At 74.7% G+C, this 25,951-nt stretch carries 6 protein-coding genes; 5 read left to right on the forward strand and 1 reads right to left on the reverse strand.

Annotation, left to right across the window (positions count from 1 at the left end; translation table 11 throughout):
• Positions 1-117: 117 nt before the first annotated feature.
• The 4 genes from K7862_RS32430 to K7862_RS32445 all read left to right on the forward strand — a co-directional run bounded on the left by K7862_RS32430 (position 118) and on the right by K7862_RS32445 (position 20,510).
• Entirely contained in the window at positions 118-14,280 is a 14,163-nt protein-coding gene (locus tag K7862_RS32430) for a scabin-related ADP-ribosyltransferase (protein WP_222968534.1), read from the forward strand.
• A complete protein-coding gene (locus tag K7862_RS32435; RefSeq protein ID WP_222968552.1) occupies positions 14,277-16,970 on the forward strand; it encodes a right-handed parallel beta-helix repeat-containing protein in 2,694 nt (897 codons plus the stop codon). The genes K7862_RS32430 and K7862_RS32435 overlap by 4 nt, the downstream gene beginning before the upstream one ends.
• A gap of 116 nt (positions 16,971-17,086) precedes the next feature.
• The gene (locus K7862_RS32440; RefSeq protein WP_222968535.1) at positions 17,087-18,163 is read left to right on the forward strand and encodes an RICIN domain-containing protein; all 1,077 of its coding nucleotides are present in this window, start codon (positions 17,087-17,089) and stop codon (positions 18,161-18,163) included.
• 250 nt (positions 18,164-18,413) lie between these two features.
• The gene (locus K7862_RS32445; protein WP_222968537.1) at positions 18,414-20,510 is read left to right on the forward strand and encodes a P-loop NTPase fold protein; all 2,097 of its coding nucleotides are present in this window, start codon (positions 18,414-18,416) and stop codon (positions 20,508-20,510) included.
• A 150-nt stretch (positions 20,511-20,660) separates the two neighbouring features.
• Here K7862_RS32445 and K7862_RS32450 read toward each other — a convergent pair whose 3' ends face one another.
• A complete protein-coding gene (locus tag K7862_RS32450; protein WP_222968538.1) occupies positions 20,661-21,074 on the reverse strand; it encodes a hypothetical protein in 414 nt (137 codons plus the stop codon).
• Positions 21,075-21,243: 169 nt separating this feature from the next.
• Between K7862_RS32450 and K7862_RS32455 the strand changes: the two genes are divergently transcribed.
• Entirely contained in the window at positions 21,244-25,947 is a 4,704-nt protein-coding gene (locus K7862_RS32455; RefSeq protein WP_372461711.1) for an HAD-IC family P-type ATPase, read from the forward strand.
• Positions 25,948-25,951: the final 4 nt, after the last annotated feature.

The following is a 25,951-nucleotide window of genomic DNA, read 5'->3' on the forward strand; positions in this document are numbered from 1 at the left end:
GGGAAGTTCACCGAGAACGGGTGGCATCTGGCGCCCGGCGCGGGCACGTTCGCCGAGAACGGCACGCGGTTCGACGCCGACGCCGGAAAGCTGACCGAGGGCGCCGGCGGGCACGGCATGACGTCCCAGGCCGGCCACGACGGCGTCTCCGCCCTCGACCGGCTCGACCTGGCGGGCCGCAGCGCCGGGACCGGCGACACCTCGGGCGCCGCCGCGGCGCTCCATCAGCCGAAGGCCGCGGCCGAGAGCGAGGCGGTCGCCCTGGCCGCGACGCCCGCGCACGTCGCCGTGCGCCCGGCCCCGGCTCCGCACACCGGCCCCGGCGCCGCCGCCCGCCCGCCGAGGAGCCGCTTCGAGGCCGTGACCGGCGGGGTCGGCGGCCGGATCGGCGCCCAGCGGCTCGCCGCCTGGAACAAGTACGAGCAGGCGGTCTCCGACGCCGCGCACGCCGAGCAGGTCCTCCACGACCTCGGCGGCGGCCTGGAGAAGCCGTCCGCCGACGTCGACCAGGCCGCGGCCAAGCTCGACGCCCACCAGGCCGCGCTCGGTGTGGACGCCGCCCGCCAGGACCTGGCCCGGCTCGGCATGGACGTCCGCGGCATCCAGTCCCGTCTCGACCGGTTCGCGCCGCCGCCCGCCCCCGCCAAGCCGTCCGCGCACCCGGCCCCCACCCGCGAGGAGCGCGGCGCCGCCTGGCAGGGCTTCCGCGAGCAGCGGGACACCGGCCTCGACCGGCAGCTCATCGTCGAGTCCCGCTTCGAGCACGCCACGGGCGACCTGCCGGCCGAGACCCTGCGCGGTTTCGAGGACTTCACCGCCTCCGATCTGTTCGGCGGTCACTACCTCAAGGAGGACCGCGTCGAAGGGCGGTTCACTCCGGAGGACCGGACGCCGCGCAAGCTCGCGGAGGACTCCTACCGGCAGCACCTGCACGACGCCTACCAGCAGCTCGCCGACCACAACGAGCGCGGCATGGTGCCCGAGGGCCAGTGGCGGGCCGTGCACGAGCGGCTGCAGGAGGGGATGCCGCTGCACTTCCAGCGGATCGCCCAGCGGGAACGGGCCATGGACCTGTTCGAGCAGGACTTCGCCAAGGCGCTGGAGGACTTCCGCCGGGACGACCTCTTCGGCGGCCGCTACCTGCCGCCCGAGGACGCGGCGGGTGCCGCCCGCACCGACGACCTGGCGGCGGCCGGCCGCACCGACGACCTCGCGGCGGCCGACCACGGCGGCCCGGCCGCCGGTCTCCACGAACTGCGGCTCCAGATGATGCTGAAGTACGGCCGCGCCGTGGACCGCCCGTTCGCCGAGCAGATGCGGCGCGACATCGACGCGGCCGTCGGCGACGCCCTCGGCGCCCACGACGCGGCGGCCGTGGACAAGGACGTGGTGAAGAGCCCCGCTCCCGGCCGACCCGGCGGCGGCCGCGACCTGGCCGCGGGCTCGCTGAGCGACGAGAGCCTCGCGGGGCTGCGCGCCGACCTCGCGCACGAGATCGCCGGGCTCAGCGACCGCGAGCGGTGGATCCAGCACGCCACCGAGAGCTTCGACACCGAACTGGAGAAGGGCGAGGAGGACCTGACGGGAGGTCACCCGCACCTCGACGAGGAGACCGGCGGCTGGGCCCGCGCCGACTTCCAGAAGGACCTTCGGGCCGCGCACACCCGGTTCCACGGCCCCGGCGGGGGCGGCAGGGGCGGCGCCCTCGGCGACGGCCGCGGGTGGGAGACCCACGTCGGCCGCGCGACCGGCGAGCACAGCCTCTCCGCGCGGCTGCGGTTCGCCGAGTTCCGCCAGTTCCGGATGACCGAGGCGCGGCGCGTCTTCGACTCCGTGCTGGAAGACTTCGACCGGGACTTCCACCTGATCGAGGGCGAGCTGAACGACGCCCAGCGCACCCGGCTGCGCGGCGAGTTCGAGACGGCCGTCGACCGGGCCGTCGAGAACCACTGGTTCGGCCACATGGGCCGGCCGGACTTCCGCTTCGGCGGGCCCGGGGACGCCGGCCGCGTCGTCGAGGCGCGGCCCTGGAACGAGGCGTTCAAGGAGCTGACGGCCGGACTGCACCTGCGGTTCTCGCACGAACTCCAGCTCGAGACGACCCTGTCGGCCGCGGCCCGCGACTTCCACGGCATCGTCGGCCACCCCGACAGTGTGCAGAGCTTCCGCAACACCGTGCGCGAGCAGACCATCGACCAGCTCGGCAAGGACTTCCGCGAGCGCACCGTCGAGGCCTACGACAAGGCCTGGTCGACGATCGAGCACGACATCAAGGCGTGGCTCAGGCACGAGGCGCAGCACGAGAACCTCTTCCACGAGTCGCTGAACGCCCGCACCTCCGCACCGCTGGACCGGCCCCGCATCGCCGCGGACGGCACGCCGCCGCACGACACGGCGGTCCCCGATCCGCCCCACGCCGAGTCCAGCGGTGCGCCGGCCGGGACCACCCCCGGACACGAACAGGGTGAGCCGCTGCCCGCCGCCCCGGAGACCGGGGAACCGGTCCCCGCGCCGCCGGCCGCCGAGCCCAAGAGCCCGCCGCCCGCCACCGGACACGTCGGCGAGGACCTGCCGTCCACCACGGACGCGCCCGGCGCGGGGCACACGCAGGAGCAGCTGCAGGAACAGCTCCCGGAGCAGATCCGCACCGAACGGGCCCAGCGGATCGGCGCGCGGCTGGCCGAGGCGCTCAAGAAGCACGTCGAGCCGCGCCCGCCGTTCCACACCGGACCGCTCTTCGACGCCCGGCGGGTCGAGGGGCACGACGGCTTCGAGGTCACCGAGGTCAAGGTCAAGGTCGCCTTCACCGGCGAGGGCGCCGCCGAGCACGCCGAGAGTGTGCTCCAGCGGATCCGCACGGGCGTGGCCGGCCGGTTCGGCGGCGTGGGCCGGACCGTCGACGGCGGCCGGCTGCGGATCAGCGTGCAGCACGTGCCGGCCGGCGAGAACCCGCACCTTACGGTCGAACTCGCGGGCCACGACCGGGCGATGGACGCGCACACCTGGTGGCACGACGCGGCGCCCGGCGCCTACGCCGACCGGCTGGGCGAGCACATCGGGCTGCTGCACGGCGTCACCGGGGAGCGGCCGCACGGTCTCGTCGTCCCGTGGCACGCCTTCGAGAAGCGGTCACTCGCGCCGGTGGCCGACCGTCCCTTCACCGTCCACCGGACCGAGTCCGCGGACGGCTCCGCCACCACGCACGTGCAGCTCACGGTGGAGATGCCCGACCTCCGCCACGAGGCGCACTCGGTACGCGAGAACCTGCGGAACCAGGTGCGGGACATCGTCACCGAGAAGTTCGGCGGCCTCGTGACGCACCTGGCCGACGGACAGGCGACGCAGCTCTCCGTCGACTTCGTCCGGCCGGGCCGTGGCGCGCTGATCCGATTCACCGGGGACGCGTCCGGAAGCTGGCACATGGAGACGGCCGGTGAGGACCTGGTCACCCGGCTCGCCGGAAGCCTCGGCCACGACCTGGCCGGGGCCCGCGACCTGACCGCGGCTCACGTCCCCGCGCAGGCCGCGTCCGGCACCGTCGCGGACACCGCCCACCTCGACACCGCGAGCGACTCCGGCACGCTGGTCGGGGAAGGGGACGACCTGACGCTGGTGAACGGCGTGGACGGCGAAGGGCACGTGCAGGCCCAGCTCCTGGCGGAGAAGGGCGGCGCCGCGCCGCTGAAGTCCTCCGCGGACATCCTGTCGTGGCTGACCGGGGTCGACCACGGGCTCAGCGCCGAGAAGGCCGCACTGCTCGACCCGCGGGCGCGGTTCGCCACGGACATCCAGCTGTTCCCCGCCCTCCCCGGGACAACCGGCCATGTGCCCCCGGCGGGACAGCAGTTCCGCGGCAACGGCCGCGGTGGGCGGGGCGGTTTCCGCGGCGTGCAGGGCGGCCGCGGCGCCGGACGCGGGGTGCAGGCCGTGCGGGGCGGCCGTGGCGGACAGGGCCTGCGGGGCGTCGGCCGCGGCGAGGAGGTGCCGCACGGCACACCGCCGGTGACCGGGCACACCGCCGTGCAGGGCTCCGCGCGGCTGACGGAGGCTCTCCCCGACGTGGCGCGGGCGGATCTCACGGACGCGATCCGGGTCCGCCTGGGACGGCTGGACGGCACGCCCGTGAGCCGGGCCGAGGCGACGGCGCTGAAGGCCGACCTGACGCACTTCGACGCGCCCGGCGCACCCGCCGAGCTGACGGCCGGTCACCTGCGGCTCACCGACGTCCAGCGGGCGCAGCTCGTGCTGCGCAACCCCCGCCTGGACCGTGACCTGGCCGCGGCGCTCGGACGGCCGGAAGCCGGCCGCGACCTGGCCGCCGCGATCGAGAAGAACGGGGCGGCGCGCGCGGACCTCGCCCTCGACCTCTCGGCCGCCCTCGGTCAGCCCCGGTGGGCCGCCGCCCTGACCACCCCCGGCCTCGGAAAGGCGCTCGCGGCCCACATCGGCCGCCCGGAGCTGGGCGAGAAGCTGGTCACCGCACTCCACGGCCTGTCGGGCGCGGAGAAGCGGGTGCTCTGGCAGCCCGGCTACGCGACCGGCGACCAGTTCGGCATCGCGGCCGCCCTGATGGGCGACAAGGACCTGCACGTCGTGGTGGTCACCGGGATCCCGGACCGGGCGGCGCAGGACAAGGGCCCGAGCATCGCGAAGTTCTATCAGGACAGCGGGATCGGCAAGGACCGGGTGCACCTGGTCGAGATGAAACCGGCGGACAAGAACGCCGGGGCCGCCGCCGAGACCAAGGCCCAGGAGATCCTCGGCGTCACCAGGAACCTCCGGAAGGACCCGCGCTTCATGCCCGTCGCCGCGGGAACCACCTGGGTGGCGGAGAACTTCTCCGTCGGCGTCCGCCGGACGGTGCGCGCGCACTGGAAACTGGACGAGACCGGCTTCCCGCCCGCCGCGCAGGACACGCTCGGGCAGTGGCTGGAGGGGCTGAAGATCGCCCCCTCACCGGAGCGCGACACGATCGTGCTCTGGTCCCGGTTCAGCGGCAAGAAGGGCGACGTCCACGTCGAGCACGACACGTCCTACACCGGTGTCCAGCAGATCCTGACGGAACTCAACCTCCACCGCGCGCAGACCGGCGGCAAGGGGCCGCTGGTCGTCATCGCCGGTGACGCGTCCGCCGTGAAGGGCGACTACGGCAAGTACGGCGCCATCGTCGGCAAGCTGCGGAACGAGGGACTTGACGTCCACGACCTGACGAACTTCTGGGAGCCGGACCGCCACGGCGCGACGATCGGGACGTGGGGCGGGGACAGCCGGATCGGGCAGATGCGGCTCTACGAGTACCTCCGCCTGAACAGCGCGAGCGTCCGCCACCTGGGCTTCCGCAGCGGCAACCTGGAGGCCCTGGCGCTCTCCGGCCACACCGTCCGCTACATGGAGGAGCCGGGCAGCGTCGGCGGCGACCGGATGGCCAAGTGGCACGCGGCGCAGAACTCCCTGCTCACCGCACCCGGGCAGGGCGCCAGGGGCATCAAGGGCCACGCCCTGGCCTCGGGGTACGAGCGGCTCCTGGTCGACGCCCCGCCGACGCGCTCCGGCAAGTACATCTTCGAGAAGATGCAGGACATCCTGCAGAAGAAGCAGGCCCTCGGCCCGAACGGGGACAGGGCGCAGGGCGCCGACCTCGACCGGGAGATGAAGAACCTGCTGCACCCCAAGTGGGTCAAGGGCGCCGGCCACGGGATCGAGGTGCCCAAGGAGATCAAGAGCAAGACCAAGGGCTTCGCGTCCACCGACCTGCGCACGATCACCGGCTACCTGACGGGCGGCCGTCCGGTCGCCCACGTCCCGGGTCCGCCCGCACACGGGCACGCGGCCGTCGAGACCCTGTCCCCGGCACCGCCCGCCACGTCGTCCGGCCACGCCACCACGTCCCGCGGCACGGCCGGGCAGGTCGTGGCGCCGCGCGCGCCCCAGCCGGTGCGGACCGTGGCGGACGACCACGTCCGGGCGCACGACAACCCGGCGGCGGTGGGCGAGTTCACCACCGGGCCGAAGGACTTCCTCGAGCACAACACCGTCCTGCTGCGCATGAAGGACGGCATGGAGACCCGCACGCCCGGCCTCGCCGTGGACTACAGCTCCTTCCTGAAGTGGATGGACAAGCAGGACCGGCACTGGTTCGCCCTCACCCCGCACGGCGCGCAGGGGCAGAGCGGCCGGCCGGCGTACCTGCTGACGCCTGCCATCGAGAAGTACGCCCACGAGTTCGCGCACGACCCCGAACTGCGGGAGATCGTCGGCGGCCACGACCTGCCGGCGCCGGGCGGGACCGGGGACTACCTCGCCGCGCACTACGTGCCCTACTACCAGGGCGCGTCGACGCACGCCGAGACGCAGGTGGGGCACACCCGGATCCCGGTGGACCGCGGCGGGGACTTCAACCCCGACTTCGTGTTCACCGCGGGCATGAACGGCTGCGCCTTCGCGGTGACCAGGAGCGAGCACGGCGACAGCTTCACGGCGTGGCACTACCAGTCGCCGACGTCCAACCGGAAGGACTCGGAGCGGTTCCGGCTGGACCGGCGTCCGGTCGACTGGTTCGGGGACTGCGAGTACCAGGACGTCCAGCCCGGCGGGCTGCCCGAGTCGACGAACCTGATGTGGCGCGGGGACGACGGCTGGCGGTTCGTCAGCCAGGAGAACCACGCGGACTTCCACGATGCCGACCGGGTGTGGACCAACCGGATCACCACCCGCCCGGTGCGTCTGACGCCGGGCCAGGAGTGGGACTACGTCGCCCGGTACTACCAGCGCACCGCGGAGGACCGGCTGGTCAAGCTCGACCGCGTGAAGCGGGACTACGTCGACCGGCTCGACAACAGCAAGGCCGGCGTGCTCCTGAAGTCCTCCTTCGACCTGATGAAGATGCAGGCCGAGCGCGACGTGGACCTCCTGGGAAAGGTCACGGGTGCCGACGACCTCACGGCGGCCACGAAGACCCTGGCCGAGGACCACGCGAGCACGACCGAGATGGTCGGGACCCTGCACGCCAAGTCGGAGGACGAGGAGACGATCCAGCGCAAGGCGGCCTGGCCCTGGGAGAAGGCCCAGCTCGACGAGGCCGACCGCCTCCGCGGGCAGGTGCGCTTCTTCATCACCGACGCGGCGGACGGCAAGTGGCTCCCCGGCCTGCAACGGGAGTCCGCGGCGCTGACGGAACCGCCCGCGACCGCCCCGGCCACCGAGGCGGCCGTCCACGCCCCGGCGCCGCACGCCCCCGTGGAGACCGGTCCCGCACCGTTGCACACCCTGAGCGCGCCCGCCCCCGGCACGTCCCTCACGGACGCCCCGGGGTGGCAGGCCGCGCGTTCGGAGGCGGTGCCGCTGCACCACTCCGGCACCTGGATGGACCCCGTGTCGCGCCCGATGGGCGCCGGCCGGCACGCACCCCGGTACACCGTCACGTCGTCCTTCGACGTGCGCCGGTTCTCCGTCGGCGAGGACCGCGTGACGGACCTGACCGTGCGGGTGGACCTCGGGGCCGGGGAGGGCGTCCACTCCGACGCGGTCGAGGCGGCCTGGACGAGGGCGCTCCACGGCGTGGAGCGGGTCTTCAACGCCCCGGCGCACCGGATGCCCGACGGCAGCCTGCTCCACGTCACCCTGGAGCGCGCCGGGCACGGCGAGCACGCCGGGCACGGCGCCGCCGGGAAACCCGCCGCCCACATGACCGTGACGGTGGACGGCCCGCAGAGCCTCACCGACCAGTTCCGCTGGTCGGTGAACTCCACCGAGCAGGACATCGCACACGAGATCGGCCACCAGCTGGGGCTGCGCGACGAGTACCGGGACGCCACCGCGCCCGGCCGTGCCTCGGTCGAGGGCAGCCTCATGGGCAACTACCACCACCACGGGCCCGACGGCCTGGAGCACGGCGGCATGCGCGACCGCTACCTGCGGCTGCTGCAGGACGCCGTCGACCGGACCGTTACCGGCAGGGCGGCGCACCACCCGGCCGTCACCGGCGGCGTCAGCCCGCACAGCCCGCAGCCGTCGACCACGCCGCCACCGGTCCGCATGACCCGGCACGGCCAACTCGGCGGCGCCGACCGGATCCTGCCCTCGGCCACCGCCGGGACGTCGCTGACCGACGGACTACTCAAGGAACTCGAAGGGACGCTCAGCCCCGGCGAACTCACCGCGCTCCGCGCCCAGTGGGAGCCGGACCTGCGGACCGAGGTGCTCCCCGCCCTCTCGGCCATGACTCGCGGCGAGACCAGGAAGCTCACCATCGACGTCGGCGGCTGGAGCGGCGAGGTCCGCGTCACCGCCCGGGTCGAGCAGGCCACCACCCGGGACGCCCTCCCCTCGCTGGAGTTCGAGGACGGCACCGAGTCGTTCCAGCGCAGCGGCTTCCTGCGGGAGCGGCTCACCGGCGGCAGCGCCGGCCTGCTGGTCAAGGGCAAGGCCGCCGGCCACACCGACCTCACCGGGCAGGCGTCCGCCTCCTGGACGCGGACCACGTCCGATCGCGTCGCCGGCGGCAGCCGCGTCTTCAGCCGCGGCAAGACCCCGGAACCGGCCCTGACCGTCGACACCGTCGTCCGCGTGGAGTTCGACTTCTCCGGGGTCGGCGGACGGCTGGGCCGGCACTTCGACCTGGCGCGGGCCACGGACACCGGGCGGATCACCCGCGTGACCGTCCCGGTGCACGTTCCGGTGGCCACCAGCGCGGCGGACGCCACGCTCAGCGCCGCCGCGACCGGTGAGCACTTCCTGCCGCCCGCCCGGATCGAGCAGACCCTGGCGCTGGGCGGCACGGACATCGTCCGCGACGTCTTCCTGGTGGACGGCGAGGGCCGCCGCACCACCGGCAGCCTGTCGGACACACTCCTCGGCACCGGCGCGGATCCGTCCTCCCTCACCGCCTACGGGAAGCGGAAGTTCGGCCAGGACTGGCCGGAGGTACGGCAGCTGGTGCTGGCCCGCCTCGACTCGCTCGACGTCCTGCAGTTCCGGCTGAAGGGCATGACCGGCGGCGATCCCCTGGAGATCGACCTGGGGGAGCGCGGCGCGCTGCTCGTCACCGCCGAGGTGACGTCCATGGAGCACCTGCGCACCACCGACAAGACCGAGTTCAACACCGGCGCCGACGTCACCCGCGTCTTCACCCTCACCGAGGGGCGCAACCGCGCCCTGCGCGGCGGCTTCAGCGCGCAGAGCTCGGACCTGCAGGCCGGCCCGGTGACCCTCAGCGGCGAGCTGTCCGGGCAGTACGAGCACGAGGGCGTCGCGAGCCGCCAGGTGTCCGTACGGTCGGGCAGCGCGGTCAAGATGAAGGTTTCGGGCGCCGTCTTCGACGGTGTCGCGAAGCTCACCTTCACCCACCGCGCGGTGCCGGCCGGATCCACGGTGACACCGGCCGCCGCGACGGCCGCCGCGACGGCGGGAGCCGCGACCGGGGCGGCCGACCACGCCGTCTCCCACGTCGGCTTCCAGACCCTGGTCGAGGCCGCCGAGTCCCGGCCGGTGGAGACCGCGCGCGCCTTCACCGCGGCCGAACGCCCCGCGGGCCCGCTGCGGATGGCCGCCCCGCACCTGGCCGCAGGGGACCTCGCCTGGCGCCCCGCGGGCCACGTCTGGGACGGGCTCCCCGAGCACTCCGTCGTCCTCGACGTGCTGCTCGGCGAGGAGCGCCCGGCGGAAACGGCCGCGGCCGGCGGCGCACAGCGTCCGGCGGACGTCGTCGACCACCTCGGCCGGCAGTACCTGCGCGACGAGTGGGACACCCTGCGCACCTCCGCGCTGGACACGGTGAGCCGCGAACAGCTCACCGTGTCCCTGCCGCCGATGACCCGCGGCACCGCGGTCCGCAGCGTGCCGCTGACCGTGCCGCTCCGCACCGACGCCCAGGTGTCGGCGACCGCCCGGCTCGACGGCCTGGAGTACCTCCGCACCCTCGACGCGGCCGAGATCAACCTGCTCAGCGAGATCACCGAGGACGCCGGCGCACGGCTGAACTCGGCCGTCACCCACGGCGAGGGGCTGCAGGGCGGCGCACAGCCCGCGGTTTCCGACGCGGTCACCGTCGGCCTGCACGCCCTGGGCGTGTCGCGCTCCGACCGGCGGCTCAGCGGCAACGGGGTCTCGGGCGCCACCAACTCCGTGGCCGGCGCGAAGTACCCGGAGCCGATGGTGGTCTTCCTCGCCCGGGCGCACCTGGACACCACCGTGGGACGACCGGGTGACGCCGGCGCGCGGACCGCTGGGAGCGAGGTGCGGTTCGTGGTGGCCGTCCCGCAGTCCCACGCCGAGCAGTTCGCGGTGGCCGAGGACGCGGCGGGACCGCAGGTCTTCACACGCCCCGGCCCGCCGGCCCCGGCCACGCTGCCCGCCGAGGGACTGCGCGCCGGGAGCGGACGGACGGCCGAGGCGCCGCCGGCCGCGACGCTCACCAGCCCCGCCCCCGCCCTGGAAGCGACCCGCGCCCCGCTGGCCTTCCAGCCGCCCGAGCGCGTCCGCACCACCGGCCGGATCGGCGCCGGGGACGCCGTGCTCGGCACCGGGGACGGCAATGCCCTGGTCAGCGCCCTCAAGGAGGAGCTGGGCGGCACCTTCGAGGACGGCTGGCAGCAGGTCGAGGGCGACCTGCACCTGTTCTTCGACGGCGCGGTCCTGCCGGCCCGGCTCCCGGGCCTGACCGCCGGGACGAGCTGGGGGACGAAGGTCACCGCCGGCGGGGTGTCCGCGGACATCAGGATCACCCGCGCGACCGCCACGATGACCAAGTACCTGCGCGTGGAGAAGAAGTTCGAGTTCGAGCGGGGCTCGGAGTCGACCTCCGGACGCGCCACGACCAGCACCAGGACCGCCCGTCGCGGCCTGTGGCAGCGCGGGGCGCTCCGGGTGCCGCACACGGCGATCACGCTGAGCCGCACCCGCAACACCGACACCCTGGCGGGCCGGGCGCTGGACGCGCGGTCGGGCGTCGTCGCCAAGGGCAAGACCGTCGAGCCGGCCGCCCTCTTCGAGGGCGAGATCGCGTACACGGTGGACATCACCGTCTCCCGCGGGATACCCGGCATGACCGACACGCGGCAGCTCACCGTCCGCACCGGCGGCGCGTTCGGCTTCCCGGTGCGCGACCTGCCGGTCGACCCGGCGACCCGGCTCCGGCCGCAGCCCGCGCAGCACTACCGGCCGCCCCGCAGGACCGAGGACTCGCTCCTGCTCGGCGCGAGCGACATCGTGCTCGGCGCGGACTTCCACGCGGGCGTCCTCGACCAGCTCGACACCACCGGCGCCAGGGTCTACGGCTCGGCCGGTGCGTGGCGGACGGCCAAGGACCAGCTCCGCACGCTGCTGCCGGCCGACGCGTTCCAGCGCCGGCTCAGGCCCATGATGGCCGGGCAGCCGTGGGTGGTCAGGCTCGGCAGCCGGCAGGTGATCGTCACCGCGAGCGTGCGCGAGATGACCCACGCCGCGAACACCGACGCCACCGAGTTCCACTCCGCGATCCTGCGCACGACGGGCTCCGGCGGACCGGAGGACGCGGTCCTGCGCGACCACGCGGTCTCCACGTCGACGTCGCTCGGCGTCGTCGGCACCTCCGACCCGGTCGGGGTGCTGCCCGTCGAGGTGTTCGCCGGCGGCACCGTGACGCACACGACCCTGCGCGACGACGTGACCGAGTCGGCCGTCTCGGCGCGGACCGGCACCGGCACCAAGTCCAAGGTGCCAGGCAGCGTGTTCGACGGCCGGGCCACGCTGCACGTCGAGTTCCGGCAGTCCTGGCGGCCCTTCGGGCGCACCGTCGACCAGCGGGTCCCCCGTGCCGTGCGCGGCGAGCAGGCGCGGATCGGCGCCCTGCGCGACCGGCTGGCCGACGCCACCGAGGGGAGCGCGGACGCCCTGCGGCTGCGCGCCGAACTCGACGCCGCGCTGGCCGGCCAGACCCGGGCGATCAGGGACCGTGCCGCGGCGGCGCACTCCACCGCGCGCGGGACCGGCACGGCGCCGTCCATGACGCGGACGAGGTTCGGCGTGCGGGCCCGGGCCTTCGGCGAGGCCGAACTGCCCTTCCAGGCCCTGGTGGAGACCGCCGACGCGGTACCGGTCACGGCCGCGGCGGACGCCCGCATCACCGGCCGCCGTGTTCCCGCGGCCACGCCACCCGCGACCGCGGAGACCGCCACCCGGACCGTCCCGGTGCCGCCCACGTCGCTGTTCACCGACGGCCTGTCCGCCGGTCACGTCGTGCGCGACCTGCCCGATGTCCGGTCCCTGCGGAGCCTGCTGGACACCCAGGGGCGGCACGCCTACGGCGGCGTCTGGGACGCGGTGACCAAGAACGGCAGGCAGCGCTCCGACCTGGTCATGGAGTCCTTCCACAAGGACCGCCTGATGGCCGCCCTGCCCGAGATGACCCGCGGCGGGGAACTGCGGAGCGAGACGTTCCACGTCAACGGCCGCAAGGCATGGGTGTCCGCGACCGCGACGGTCGAGCGGCTGGTCCACGACCGCCCGCAGCCGAAGGCCGAAGTCGCCCTGGTCCACGAGAACAGCGCGCAGGTCGGGCGGCGGGCGCTGCACGCCCGGCAGGGCTACCTCACCGCCCAGCTCGGCGCCCTGGCCGGCGACTGGGTCGACAAGCTCGGCGCGGCCGTCACCTTCGGCGGCGGCTTCCGCAGCCGGCGCGGCGGTGAACTCGCCGCGGGCGGCCGGACGTTCGCCAACGCCAAGGTGCCGGTGAAGATGGAGCACTTCGACGGCAGCGTGCGGTTCACCTTCACGTTCCACCACGGCGGGTCCGGCGCCGAGCACAGCGGCGTCGTCCCCTTCGCGGTGGGCGTGCCCACGGCCGAGATCACCGAGCACGTCGAGGCCGCCGCCTCCCCGTTCTTCGACCGGCCCCCGGCCGCCCCCGCGCGCCCGGCTCACACACCGGCGACACCGGCGAGCACGCATATGCCGCCGGGGCGGCCGCGGGAGGCGTACGTGCCCCAGGCGCCGGAGGACGCGCTGGTCCTCGCACCGCTGCGGCGCGACGACGTCCACCTCCCGCCGGTTGCGGAGGACGTGCATGTGCCGCCGGTGCCGGAGGAGGCGCACCTTGCGCCCGTTCCCGAGGACGCGCACGTCGCGCCGGTGCCGGAGGACGCGCACGTCGCGCCGGTTCCTGAGGAGATGCAACTGCCGCCGCTGCCGACGGACGCGCCCGCGCAGGACCTCCTCGCGCCCGGGCGGACCGGACACCGGTCCCCGTTGGCGACGATCCTCGAGGAGCCCGAGACCGAGGAGGGGGCCGGCGGCACCGTCCTGACGACGGAGGTCACGGTGCCGCAGGAGGTCCTGACGCCGTCCGCGAGCCGCACCACCGCGACCGGCCCGCAGCGGCCCACGCCCCTGTCCGCCATTCCCGAAGAGCCTGAGCCCGCCGCGGAGTTCACCACGACCCCGGCCCCGGCGCCCGCCGCCTTCACCGCGGTCCGCCGCGCCCACCCCGACCCGATCGCCGGGAACGACCGGTGGACCATGTGGGGCCGCAACGGCGACACCCCGCACTCCTCCGCGTACGCCGTCGCGTTCCCGGCGCTGGATCTGCGGGGCGTCTACGCGCCCCCGGCCTCCGGCGACGGCCTCGGCACCTGGCACTGGTACGCGGGCGAGGACACGCGGCCGGTCGCCGTCACACCGCTGACGCTGCGTTCGCCCGGCGGGGGAGGCGCGACGGCCGACCGGCCGACCGCGACTCCGGTGGCCCCCGCGGCCACCGGCCGGTCCGCCACGGCCGCGCTCGCCGCCGCGCCGTGGAGCCCCGGGCTGCGCTGGCGCTCCGGCGACGAGGACCTGTACGTCTTCTCGGCCGCCCACGCCGAAGGACCCGACGGGGTCTTCGCGCGCGGGCTGCTGCCGCCCGGCGACCACGCCGTCCATCCCGCCGCCCACGCGGCCGGCGGCACCGACGGCGTCGGCGACCCCGACGGCGCCGGCGGCAGTGTGTGGCTCACCGCGAGCCGGGACATCGGATGGCTGCGCGGCCAGGCCGAGGCGGTGGGGGGCGAGGCCGTGACCGGCCCGCTGAGCCGGTACGGTTGGCGCTACGACATCGCGGCGCCCGGGGGAGTGGACGTCAACGAGACGCTGGACCTCGCCACTCCGCACCCGGAGCGCAGAGAAGTGCTGTTCCCCGGGGGTGTGGACGGCCGGTACGTCCGCGGCGCGCAGCGTCTGGACCGGGGCCGCCCCGTCGGCCCCTATGTGATCAATCCGGGCTTCTCCGAGCGGGGGACCGGGACCACGACGAAGGGGACGGCAGGGTGACCGCCGCGATACATCGGGTCAGGCCGGGCGTGCGCAAGGGTGCCTTCCACACCATCGCCGACGCACTGCGGGCCGCGGCCAACGGCGACGAGATCCGGATCACGGCCGGCGACTACCAGGAGCGGCTGCTGGTGGACCGTCAGGTCACGCTGACCGCCGAGGACGGTCCCGGCACCGTGCGGATCACACCGCCCGCCCCGGGCCTGCCCGCGCTGGAGGTCGCCGCCTCCGCGGTCCTGCGCGGGCTCGCCGTGCTCGGCGCTGACCGCCAGCGGCCGGTGGTGCTGGTCACCGGCGGCGCGGTCGAACTCCAGGACTGCCATGTGGCCGGCGGCCGGCTGGAGATCCTGCGGTCCGCCTCGCTCACCCTGACCGGCGGCGTCGTTCGGGACGCGGCACTGGCCGGCGTGCACGCCGACACCTCTGGCACCCTCACCGTCCACGACACCGTGATCGAGGAGATCGACGGCACCGGGGTCGTGGTCGCGGGCACCGCCACCGCGCAGCTGACGTCCACCACCTTCCGGTCGGTCCGCGGTTCCGCGATCCGTGCGCGCGGGGAGAGCCGGGCGGTCGTGCGGGGCTGCGAGATCCTCGCCCCCGGCCGGAACGGCCTGCTCGTCGAGGAACGCGCCGCCGTCGTCATGGAGGACTGCCGACTGCGGGACACCGCCGCCGAGGCCGTGCGGGTGCTGGGCAGCGCCGTCCGCGACGGCGAGCAGGACACCGAGGCGGGCGTGCGGATCACCGGCGGCGAGGCGTCCGGAGCCGGCGCGGCCGGGGTGCTCGCCACCGGGACCTCCGACGTCCGGCTGGCGGAGTTCCGCATCAGCGACTGCGCGGCGGCCGGCGTCGCCGTCGACAGCGGCGCCCGCGTGGAGGTCGCGGACTGCCAGATCGTCGCGCCGCGCGCGTCCGGCGTCGTCGCCCGCGGCTCGGCGGCGGTCGTCGTCTCCGGCACCACCGTGCGCGGCGCCGCCGGCAACGGCATCCTCGTCGTCGACCGCGCGCGGGCCCGGGTGACCGGCAGCCTGGTCCGCGGCTCGGCGTTCAGCGCCGTGCACGTCGCCGGGGACGCGGTCGTCGAACTCACCGCCGTCCGCGTCGAGGACACCCCCGAACACGGCATCGGCGTCTCCGAGCGCGGCCGGATCACCCTGGAGGACTGCTGGACCGCCGACTGCGCCATGTCCGGCCTGCACCTGGACGGTTACGCCGCGGCCGCCGCGGAGGGGCTGACCGTCCGCAGGGGCCGCAACGGCGTGACGGTGGAGTCGCGGGGCGAGGTCCTGCTGCGCGACGCGCGGGTGTTCGCGGTCGAACGCGCCGGGCTGACCTGCGGCGAGGGCACCGCGCCGCAGGTCAGCGACTGCCGGGTGGCCGGCAGCGGCACCGCCGGGGTCGTCGTCGCGGAGAAGGCCACGCCGCGGCTGCGGGACTGCGCGGTGACCGCCACCGAGGGGTCGGGCATCGTCGTCGCCCGCGACGCGGACCCGGAGGTCACCGGAACGACCGTCAGGGGCACCGGCAAGAACGGCCTGTACGTGGGCGAGGGCGGCCGCGGCACCTACCAGGACAGCGTCTTCTCCGAGACCGCGTTCCCCGCGGTCCATCTCGCCGCCGGAGCGGGCCCGGTGCTGCGCGACCTGGTCGTCCGCGACACCACCGACGACATCAGCCTCGACGAGGGCGCCGCCCCCACGGTGGAGAACTGCGTCTCCCTGCGGGTTAAGTCCCCGGTGTGGCCAGGGCCGGGAACGGTGACCGGCCCGGGCCACACCGGGGTCCCGCGCGCCGCGACCGCCGGCGCCCAGGACCCGGCCGCCCCCGCCGCCGCACCTGCGGCGCCGCGCGGGGACGCGGCCGGCGAGGTCCCCGAGGAGAGCCTGGACGACCTGCTCGCCGAACTCGGCGCCCTGGTCGGCCTGGAGCGGGTGAAGCACGACGTCGCCTCGCTGGTGAAACTCATGCAGATGGTCCGGCGCCGCGAGGAGGCCGGGCTGGCCGCCCCGCCGCTCAGCCGCCACCTCGTCTTCGCCGGGAACCCCGGCACGGGCAAGACCACCGTGGCCCGGCTGTACGGACGCATCCTCGCCGCCGTCGGGCTGCTGGAACGCGGCCACCTCGTCGAGGCCGACCGGTCGTCCCTGGTCGGCGAGTACGTCGGGCACACCGGCCCCAAGACGCAGCGCGTGTTCGAGGACGCCATGGGCGGCGTGCTCTTCATCGACGAGGCGTACTCCCTGACCCCGGCGGCCGGGTCCAACGACTTCGGCCACGAGGCCATCGCCACGCTCGTGAAACTGATGGAGGACCACCGGGACTCGGTCGTCGTCATCGTGGCCGGCTACCCGGAGGAGATGGAGCACTTCATCGGCTCCAATCCCGGCCTGGCCTCGCGGTTCAGCCGCACCCTGCTGTTCGAGGACTACGCCACGCCCGAACTGGTCAGCATCGTCGAGCACCACGCGGAACGGCACCAGTACCAGCTCACCGACGCCGCCCGCGAGACGCTCGGCGCGTACTTCGACGCGCTGCCGCGCGGCGAGCGGTTCGGCAACGGCCGCTCCGCCCGGCAGACCTTCCAGACCATGACCGAACGTCAGGCCTACCGGGTCGCGGAACTTCCCGACCCGGTCGAGTCCGACCTCGTCACCCTGCGCCCCCAGGACCTGCCCGACTGGCCCTGAGCGCCGCGGCGTCCCGGTGACGCCGTACGACGGTCCGGCCCGCCGGCCGGACCCGCCCGCCCCATCCGCCCCCGTCCCCGCCGGCGACGCCCGACGCACCGGAGAGATTCCCCGCCATGACCTCCCCCTCCCGCCCCGACGGTCCCGAGCGGCCGCCCGCCTCCGACAGCACCTCCGCCGACGAGCGGCTGCCCCCCGAGGGCTCCGCGTCGGCCGACGAGCCGCTGCCGCAGGCCGACGAGCCGCTGCCGGAGGAGTCCGGCCCCGCCGCCGAGCCTCTTCCGGGCGCGGCCGCGGCCTCCGGGGACGCGGACGACCCCGCCTACGCCATCTCGCCCGGCGGTTCCTTCGCGGCGGGCTTCGCGCGGCAGCACCACTTCTCCGGCGCCCGGTTCCTCAAGCCCGGACGCCGGGTGGCGGTGGCCCTCGCCGGTGTCGTCGGCATCGCGGTGGTCGGCGTCGGGCTGGCCGCCGGCGTCTCGCACTTCGGCAGCGACGGCCACGCCTCGGTCGCCGCCACCGAGCCGCTGGGGCACACCACGGCCGCGCACCCCTCCGCCACGGGCTCGCCGAGCCGCGGGGCCACCACCGCCACCACGACACCGGGCACGACCTCGCCGGCCAAGCCACCGGCCGGCCGGCAGCCCGTCACGGGCGGTACGCCTGCCGGCGGGAACCAGCCGCTGCAGCCCGCCGCCCCGCCGCCGGTGAGCACCGGCAGCACGCAGCAGAGCTCCGGGACCGGCGGCAGCACGCCGAAGCCCCCGGCCAAGCCGCCGGCCAAACCCATCACGTTCCAGGGCGCGTTGATCGTCAACATGGGTTCCAAGCGCTGCCTGGCCGGCCAGGGCGGGTCCCGGAACCCGGGCACGGTGGTCGTCCTGGCGGACTGCGACAAGAGCGACCCGTCGCAGGGCTGGACGTTCCCCTCGGACGGCACCGCCCGCGACTTCGCCGGCACGATGTGCCTGGACGTCGCCGGTTCCGACCAGGAGGGCGCCGTGCTGCGGCTGGAGAACTGCTCGTCCTCCCGGCACAGCACGCAGGCGTTCGTCCTCAAGCCGTCCTACGACCTGGTCGAGGTCCAGCCCGACCTGTGCGCGGACGCCAAGGACAAGGGAACGGCCGCGGGCACCGTCATCCAGGTGTGGACGTGCTACGGGACGTCGAACCAGAAGTGGCAGATGCCCTGATCGTGGGACTGGCCTGACGTCGGCGCCGGACCTCCTGCGTGAGGGCGCCGCGCACCCGCCCCGGAAGCTCGCGTGACCATTGCCGCGCCGGCCACCGGGGCGGCTGCGCGTCCTGGGGGAATCGGCCACCCCGGGGACGAGGCAGTGTCATAATCCTGGTCCGCTCAGGACCACATCGCTGCGAGTCACCATGGACACTTCACCCCCTCTCCGCACTGCCTTCTCCCTCGCATCCGGTGAGCGCCGGGAGATGCAGCTGCGCTCTGAGGCGTTGGTCAAGGAAGCGCTGGAGAAGGCGGCGGCCCCGATGGATCCGCGGCCGAGCGACGAAGTGGTGAGCGAGGTCGGGGCCAGGCTCACGCTGTCCTCGGTGCAGGCCCCCCACACCGAGTGGGAGAACGCCTACCACGGCCTTTTCCACGTCCGACGGCGGATCTCCGCTCGGGGAGCAGGAAACCTGGCCTTTGCCGGGCTCTGCGTTCTTGCGTACGCCGCCTGTGCCGTCTATGTGCTCGCGGCGCTGAGCCATGGGCATCTGCAGTGGCTTCCGATCTACCGCGAGAAGAACTGGTGGTTCAGCGGTGGCGTGCTGATGGTGGCGATCACCCTGACGGTGTTCAGCCGCCTCCGGCGTCAACCGACAGCGCAGGCACACATATACGCGCGCGCAATCCTGGCCAGCGCAGAGGATCGCTACGCAGTCGCTCTCCAGCTCGAGATGGAAGCACTGATCTCGACGGTGCTCAACGAACACGCCGTGGTGGACCGTGCCCAACTCGCCGTGCTCGACAGTGCTCAGGCTCCCAGTCTGGTGGAGCTCGACTCGTCCGACGTGGTGCCTTCCGCCTCGGCCCGTGACGTTCTCGACTTCATCAAGGAACACGACACGTCCGCGATCGGCATCAGCGGTCCGCGCGGGGTGGGGAAGTCGACGCTCATGCAGTACGTGAGCTCCCACGATCCGGAGAACTATCTCGGCGTGTACCTGCCTGTCCCCGTGCAGTACTCGGCGGCCGACTTCTTCCGGGTCTTGTTCAACGAGGTGGCGACGGCAGTCCAGACCAGCTACGGACTGCAGGACGAGGACGAGCACAGGGCCCGCGTCAGGCGATCCCGGGTCCGATCGATGCGCTTTCTCGTCGGTGCCGCATTCTTCTGGGGTGGCATTCTGCTGATCGTCTACGGTCGGACGACGCATCATTTTCCGATCAAGCTGGTGGACATACCCGGAGGCCTGCTCGCCGCCGCCGGTGTGGTCGCCGTCGTGGCGGCCATGCGCTCGCGTCCGTCCGCGCTGGTCCGCGATCTCGGGCGCCCGGCATACGAAGTGCGGGAACGCCGACTCGCGGAGAACGCTCTTCGCAGCCTGCAGTTCATCGCCACGCGGCAGTCGACCTCGAAGAACACCTTCGCCGTGAAATTTCTGACGATGGAGGACGAAGAGCAGGTCGAACTGTCGGAACGCGAACTCACGCATCCCGAACTGGTCGCCCAATTCAAGAAGTTCGTCAATGCGTACGCACGCAGTTCGCCGCGCCAGATCGTCATCGCGCTGGACGAGCTGGACAAGATGGACGACCCGCAGGACGCGCTCGCGTTTGTCAACGGCGTCAAGGACCTGCTGCACATACCGGGTGTGCACTTCCTCGTCTCGGTGTCGGAGGACGCGCTGCACAACTTCTCGCTGCGGGGAGTGCCGTTGCGAGACGCCTTTGATTCGTCGTTCGACACGATCACCCCCATCGAGCGCTTCAGCATCGAAGAGTCCCGTGACTTGCTCAAGCGCCGCGTCGTGGACTTTCCCGACCCCCTGGTGCTGCTCTGCCACGCCCTGAGCGGCGGAGTCCCGCGCGATCTCATCAGGGCCGCCCGTCAGTGCGTTCGGGTCCGCCGGTCCGCGGACACGGCGGTCCCCGTGGCGGAAGTCGCGGCGTCCGTGCTGCGGCAGAAGGCGGTCGGCATCTGCGAGGCCCTGACCGCGAAGGCGAAGGACACCGACGCGACGTTGATGGTCGCGAGCCTTCGCTCGTCACAGGCCATCGCGGAAGCCGTCGGCCGGGACGACCTGATCGCGGCTGTCGACCAGGCCGCACGGGAGATCGGCGCCTTCGGCCCCACGGGCAACGCACTGGCGGCGAACGCCGCTGCCTATCTGACGTGCGTTTCGACGCTGTGCGCCTACTTCTGCGTGAGTCAGACCAACGGACAGTGGGAGAGCGAGCTCACAACGGGGCGAAGCCCGAAGGTGGTCGACACGGTCGCCCGGTCCATCGAACTGCTCCACTTCGACAGCGCGTCCGCCATGGCCGTCCTCGCCCGGCTGCCCCTCGGCCTGGTCACGGCCTGACAGCCGTGTCCTTCGCGCGTCCCCGGCCCGCACGGATGCGGTACGGATCCGAGGCCGCGCGGTTCGGACCGAAGACGAGGGCTGATGCCCGGTCCGTCGTGGCCTCCGGCCGTCGGAAGGCGCATGCTGCGGAGTGCCTGGGCGCCGCCGCTACTCGCCGGCCTTGTCCTCGTGGCGGGGGTTGAGGGGGCCGCCGTGGCGCAGTACGGCGTAGCCCACGCCGATGCCGGCCGCCACCGGCCACTCCAGCACCCCGGCGATGCCCAGGGCGCCCAGGCCGACGTACAGCGGCAGCCCGCCCGCGGAGGGAAGGATCCGCTGGGCCGCCACGACCGGCAGGGACACGACCTTGCCGACGGCGCTCGCCGCGCTGTCGACGGGGATGGTGATGGTCACGTCGTGGTCGTGGTGGGCGGCGCCGCTCGCGGCCTTGCCCTGCCCCTTGGTGCTCCGCGTCGTCGTGGTGCCGGAAGCCCGGCCGCGTGCCGCGCTTTTGGGTGACTTCGCCGTCGTCTTGGCGGCTCGTTTCGCCGTCTGGCGGCTCCGCTGCGGTGCGGTCGTCATGGCTGTGACCCTTCTGCCGGCTCCGTGGGAACCCCTCTGGGGGTGTTATCTGCTCATTATCCGATTGAGTCACCTAATGTTCTCTTTGTGACGCACGCGGTGGCCGGGTCCTGACCGGACGCGTCCCGTGCGTGGTGGCCTCGGGCCCGGTACTGCGGGAGTTGCCTTGGTGTCGTTGAGCGGACTCGTGCCGCAGGTGGCCGGCCTGGTGGCCGCGCCGGTCGGAGCGCTGGGCGGCGCCGTGCGCGACGCCACCGCCACGGCCCGGAACTGCGGACGCGCCACGCAGCGGGCGCTGCGCAGCGTGCCGGGCGACCTCGCGGAAGCCGCGGCCGTCCTGGCCGACGCCGGGCAGCGCCGCGGCCGGCGGCGGGTGTGGCGGCGCACGGGCCGCGCCCACATCGAGGTGCGGGGCCTGACCGGACGGGGCGAGTGCCACGAACGGCTCAGCCGGGAACTCACCGCGGCCGTCCGCGCGGTGGAAGGGGTGCGCTGGGCGGAGGTCAACGCCGTCCTCGGCCAGGTGGTCGTCGACATCGGCGAGGACGACACCCGCATCGACGAGGTCCTCGACGTGGTGGCGGAACTGGAGGAGGCCCACGGCACGGGCGACGAGCCCTTCCGCGGCCTCGGCCCGATGCCCCCGTACCACACCGCGCCCGCCGCGCTGGCCAAGGCGGCCCTGGTCGCCGACTGCCTGGCACTGGGCGTCGCCGCGGCCCGGCAGGTCGCGCCGCTGCCCGCCTTCCCCGCCGTGCTGCGGCTCCCGGTGGTGATGACGGAGTCCCACCCCCGGCTGCGGCGCCTGGTCGAGAACCGGCTGGGCAAGCCGCACGCCGCTGTGGTGCTCGGCGTGTCCAGCGCCGCCGTGCACGCCCTGACCGACGGTGTGGCGCCCGTCGCCCTCGACGCCGTGCAACGCGTCTGGCAGCTCGCCGAGATCCGGGCACGTCAGGGGGTGTGGGCACGACGGGAGCACGAGCTGGTCGCAGCCGGCGACGGTCTGCCGCCCACGATCGGGGAACGGCCCGCCCGGCCCGTGCCGCTGCCCGCCGGCCCGGTGGAGAAGTGCGGCGAGCGGACCTCGCTGGCCGCCCTGCTCGGCGCCGGCGGCCTGCTCGCCTACACCGGCAGCGTCGAATCGGCCGCCCGGACGATCCTGGCGACCGTCCCCAAGGCGGCGGGCATGGGCCGCGAGGCGTTCAGCGCCCTGCTCGGCCGCGACCTGGCCGGCGGCGGCGCGGTGCCGATGGACGCCGAGGCGCTGCGCGTGCTCGACCGGGTGACGGCCGTCGTCATCGACTCCGCCGTGCTGTGCGCCTCCCGCCCCCGGCTGCTGGCCGCGACGTCCACCGGTGACCTGGACGAGGCCGAGGTCTGGAGCGCCGCGCACAACGTGCTCACCGGGCGCTCGGTGGCGGAACTCGCGCACAAGGGGCCCTGGACGGCCGGCGGCCGGCAGCTCCGGCGCGCCCCCGGCACCCAGGACCGGCGGCCCGAGGACCCCGCCGGGATGCCGCTGGACCTCTACGACGCGGACGGCGACCGCCAGGGCCGGGTCCTGGCCGGCTGCGACCTCGACCCGCTCGCGGACGCCCTCGTCGGCGCCGCCCGCTCCGGCGGCCGCCGCCTGCTGCTCACCGAGCACGCAGGCGCGGGCGAACTGCTGCCCTGGGCCGACCGCGTACTGCCCGCCGGCGGCTCGGCGGCCGACGAGGTCCGGCGGCTGCAGCGGGACGGCGAGGTCGTGCTGGTGGTCAGCACCGGTGACGACCACGCCCTGGCGGCGGCGGACGTCGGCGTGGGCGTCCTGCCCGGGCCGGGCGTGCCGAGCCACCCGTGCTGGTCCGCCGACCTGATCTGCGGGCCCGGTGTCGAGCAGGTCTGGCGTGTGCTGGTCGCCCTCGACGAGGCCCACCGGATCAGCGGCCGGTCCGCGCACCTGTCCATGGGCGGCTCCGCCCTCGGCGCGCTGATCGCCGCCGCCGGACGGCGCCGCAGCATGCTCGGCCTGACGACCTCCCCGGTCTACGGCGCGGCGTTCCTCGCGCAGCTCGGCGCGCTGCGCGCCGCCCGCGGCCTCGCTCGGCGCCCGCTGCCGCCGCGCCGTGTCCGCGGCACCTGGCACGCTCTCGGGGCGCGCGAGACGCTCGGCGTCCTGCCCCGGCCGGACGCCGCCACGCGCATGACGGAAGGGCAGGCGCCCGGCAGGAGCGCGGCCGCCGCGACCCGCGGCGCTGTCCTGGCGGCGGCCCGGTTCGCGGCCGGGGCCACCGGGCTGCGCTCGGCCGCCCGCGGCGCCGGCCAGCTGGCGACGGCGGTCCGCGAAGAGCTGCGCGACCCGCTGACACCCGTGCTCGCCCTGGGCGCCGCCGCCTCCGCCGCCGTCGGATCCACCATCGACTCCACCCTCGTCGGCGGCGTCATGGCCGGGAACGCCGTGATCAGCGGGGCACAGCGGGCCCGGGCCGAACGGGCCCTGCGCGCACTGCTGCTGACCCAGCGGACGACCGCCCGGCGGGTCGCCTGGATGCCGCCGGACGAGGGCGGCTCCCTCGACCGGGACGCCTTCTTCGCCGGCCTCACCGGCGCCGACGAGGACACCGTCCCCGTCCAGGACCTCCACGTCGGCGACATCGTCGCACTGCGCCCCTCCGACATCGTGCCGGCCGACGCGCGCCTGCTGGTGTGCGACCGCCTCGAACTCGACGAGGCGAGCCTGACCGGAGAGGCCGCGCCGGTCGTCAAGGACCCCGCGGCCACCCCCGGCGCCGACCTCGCGGACCGGTCCTGCATGGTCTACCAGGGCTGCACCGTGCTCGCCGGGACCGGCTACGCCGTCGTCGTCGCCACCGGCGCGCAGAGCGAGGCGGGCCGCGCCGCCGACATGGCCGGGGCGGCGACCGTCCCGACCGGCATCGAGGGCCACCTGGCCGAGCTGACCAGGACCGCCCTGCCGGCCGTCGGCGTCGGGGGCGCCGCCGTCACCCTCCTCGGCATGCTGCGCGGCGTGCCGGTGCGTGAGGCACTCGCCTCCGGAGTGGCCGTCGCGGTCGCCGCCGTGCCCGAGGGACTGCCGCTGGTCGCCACCGTCGCGCAGTCCGCCGCGGCCCGCCGCCTGTCCCAGAAGGGCGTGCTGACCCGCGCTCCCCGCGTGCTGGAGGCACTCGGCCGCGTCGACGTCGTCTGCTTCGACAAGACCGGGACCCTCACGCTCGGGCAGCTCGCCGTGACCCGCCTGGCCGGCCTCGACTGCGACCTCGACCCGGACGGCGCCGCCGGCCGGCGCCTGCTGCGCACCGCCGCCCGCGCCTGCCCCGAGACCACCGGCGACCGTGTCGTCACCCACGCCACCGACCGGGCCGTGCTCGACGCCGCGGCCGCGCACTGCCCGCCCGACCGGAACTGGGAGCTGACCGCCGAGCTGCCCTTCGAGGCCAGCCGCGGCTACTCGGCGTCCGCGGGCACCGAGGCCGGGCGGGTCCGCCTCGCCGTCAAGGGCGCGCCGGAGACCGTGCTGGCCCGCTGCACCTCGGTCACCGCCACCGGCTCCGGCGAAAGCCCGGCCGCCGTCCCGTCCTCCCCGGCCACCGGCTCCGGCGGCTCAGCGTTGGCGGACGACGAGCGGGCGGACCGCGTCCCGTTCGGGCCGGCCCGCCGCAAGGCCGCCGACGCCCTGGTGCGGCGGCTCGCCGACGACGGACTGCGCGTCCTGGCCGTCGCGGAGGGTCTGCCCGGCCGGCTGCCGGACCCGGACGACGACCTCTCCGAGCTGGCCCGGGACCTCACGCTCATCGGCTTCCTCGCCATCGCCGACACCCCCCGGCCCAGCGCCGCCGAGACCGTCAAACGGCTCGCCGACGCCGGGGTCCGGGTCGCCATGATCACCGGGGACCATCCCGCCACGGCCGCCTCGGTCGCCCGCGATCTGGGCATCCCGCAGGCGGACACCGTGCTGACCGGCCCCGAACTGGACACCCTCTCCGACCGCGACCGCGTCGACCGGGTCTCCCGCACCGCCGTCTTCGCCCGGGTGTCCCCGGAACACAAGGTCCGCATCGTCCAGGATCTCCAGCGCGCCGGGCACGTCGTCGCGATGGCCGGTGACGGCGTCAACGACGCGGCCGCGATCCGGCTGGCCGACGTCGGCATCGGCCTGACCGCGCACGGCTCCACCTCGGCACGGGCCGCCGCCGACCTCGTGCTGACCGATCCCGACCCGGGCCGCCTCCTCGACGCGCTCCTCGAAGGCCGCACCCTGTGGCGCAGCGTCCGCGACGCGGTCGGCATCCTCGTCGGGGGCAACGCCGGCGAGGTGGCCTTCACCGTGCTGGGCACCGCCCTGTCCGGACGCGCGCCCCTGGGCACCCGTCAGCTGCTGCTGGTCAACATGTTCACCGACATGCTGCCCGCCATGGCCGTCGCGCTGGCGCCCGCCCGCACACCCGAGACCGGCGAGGACCCGCTCGCCGGCGGACCCGTCCCCGCCCTGCTCGGAGCCGAACTCGCCCGGGTGCTGGCCGTACGCGGCGCCACCACCACGCTCGGCGCCGCCGGAGCCTGGCAGACCGGCCGGATGACCGGACGCGCCGCCCGGGCCGGCACCATGGGCCTGGCCGCCCTGGTCGGCACCCAGCTCGGCCAGACCCTCATCACCGACTGGCACAGCCCCCTGGTGGTGGCCACCGCCGCGATCTCGACGGCCGCGCTCGTCACCGTCATCCAGACGCCCGGGGTCAGCCACTTCTTCGGCTGCACACCGCTCGGGCCCGTGGCCTGGACGACGGTCGCGACCTGCTCCACCACGGCCACCGTCGCCGCCGCCCTCGCGCCCCGCCTGATCGAGCGCTTCAGGCCCGCGACCGAAGGCTGAGCCC

Source organism: Actinacidiphila acidipaludis (assembly GCF_019890725.1).
Lineage (GTDB): Bacteria > Actinomycetota > Actinomycetes > Streptomycetales > Streptomycetaceae > Actinacidiphila > Actinacidiphila acidipaludis.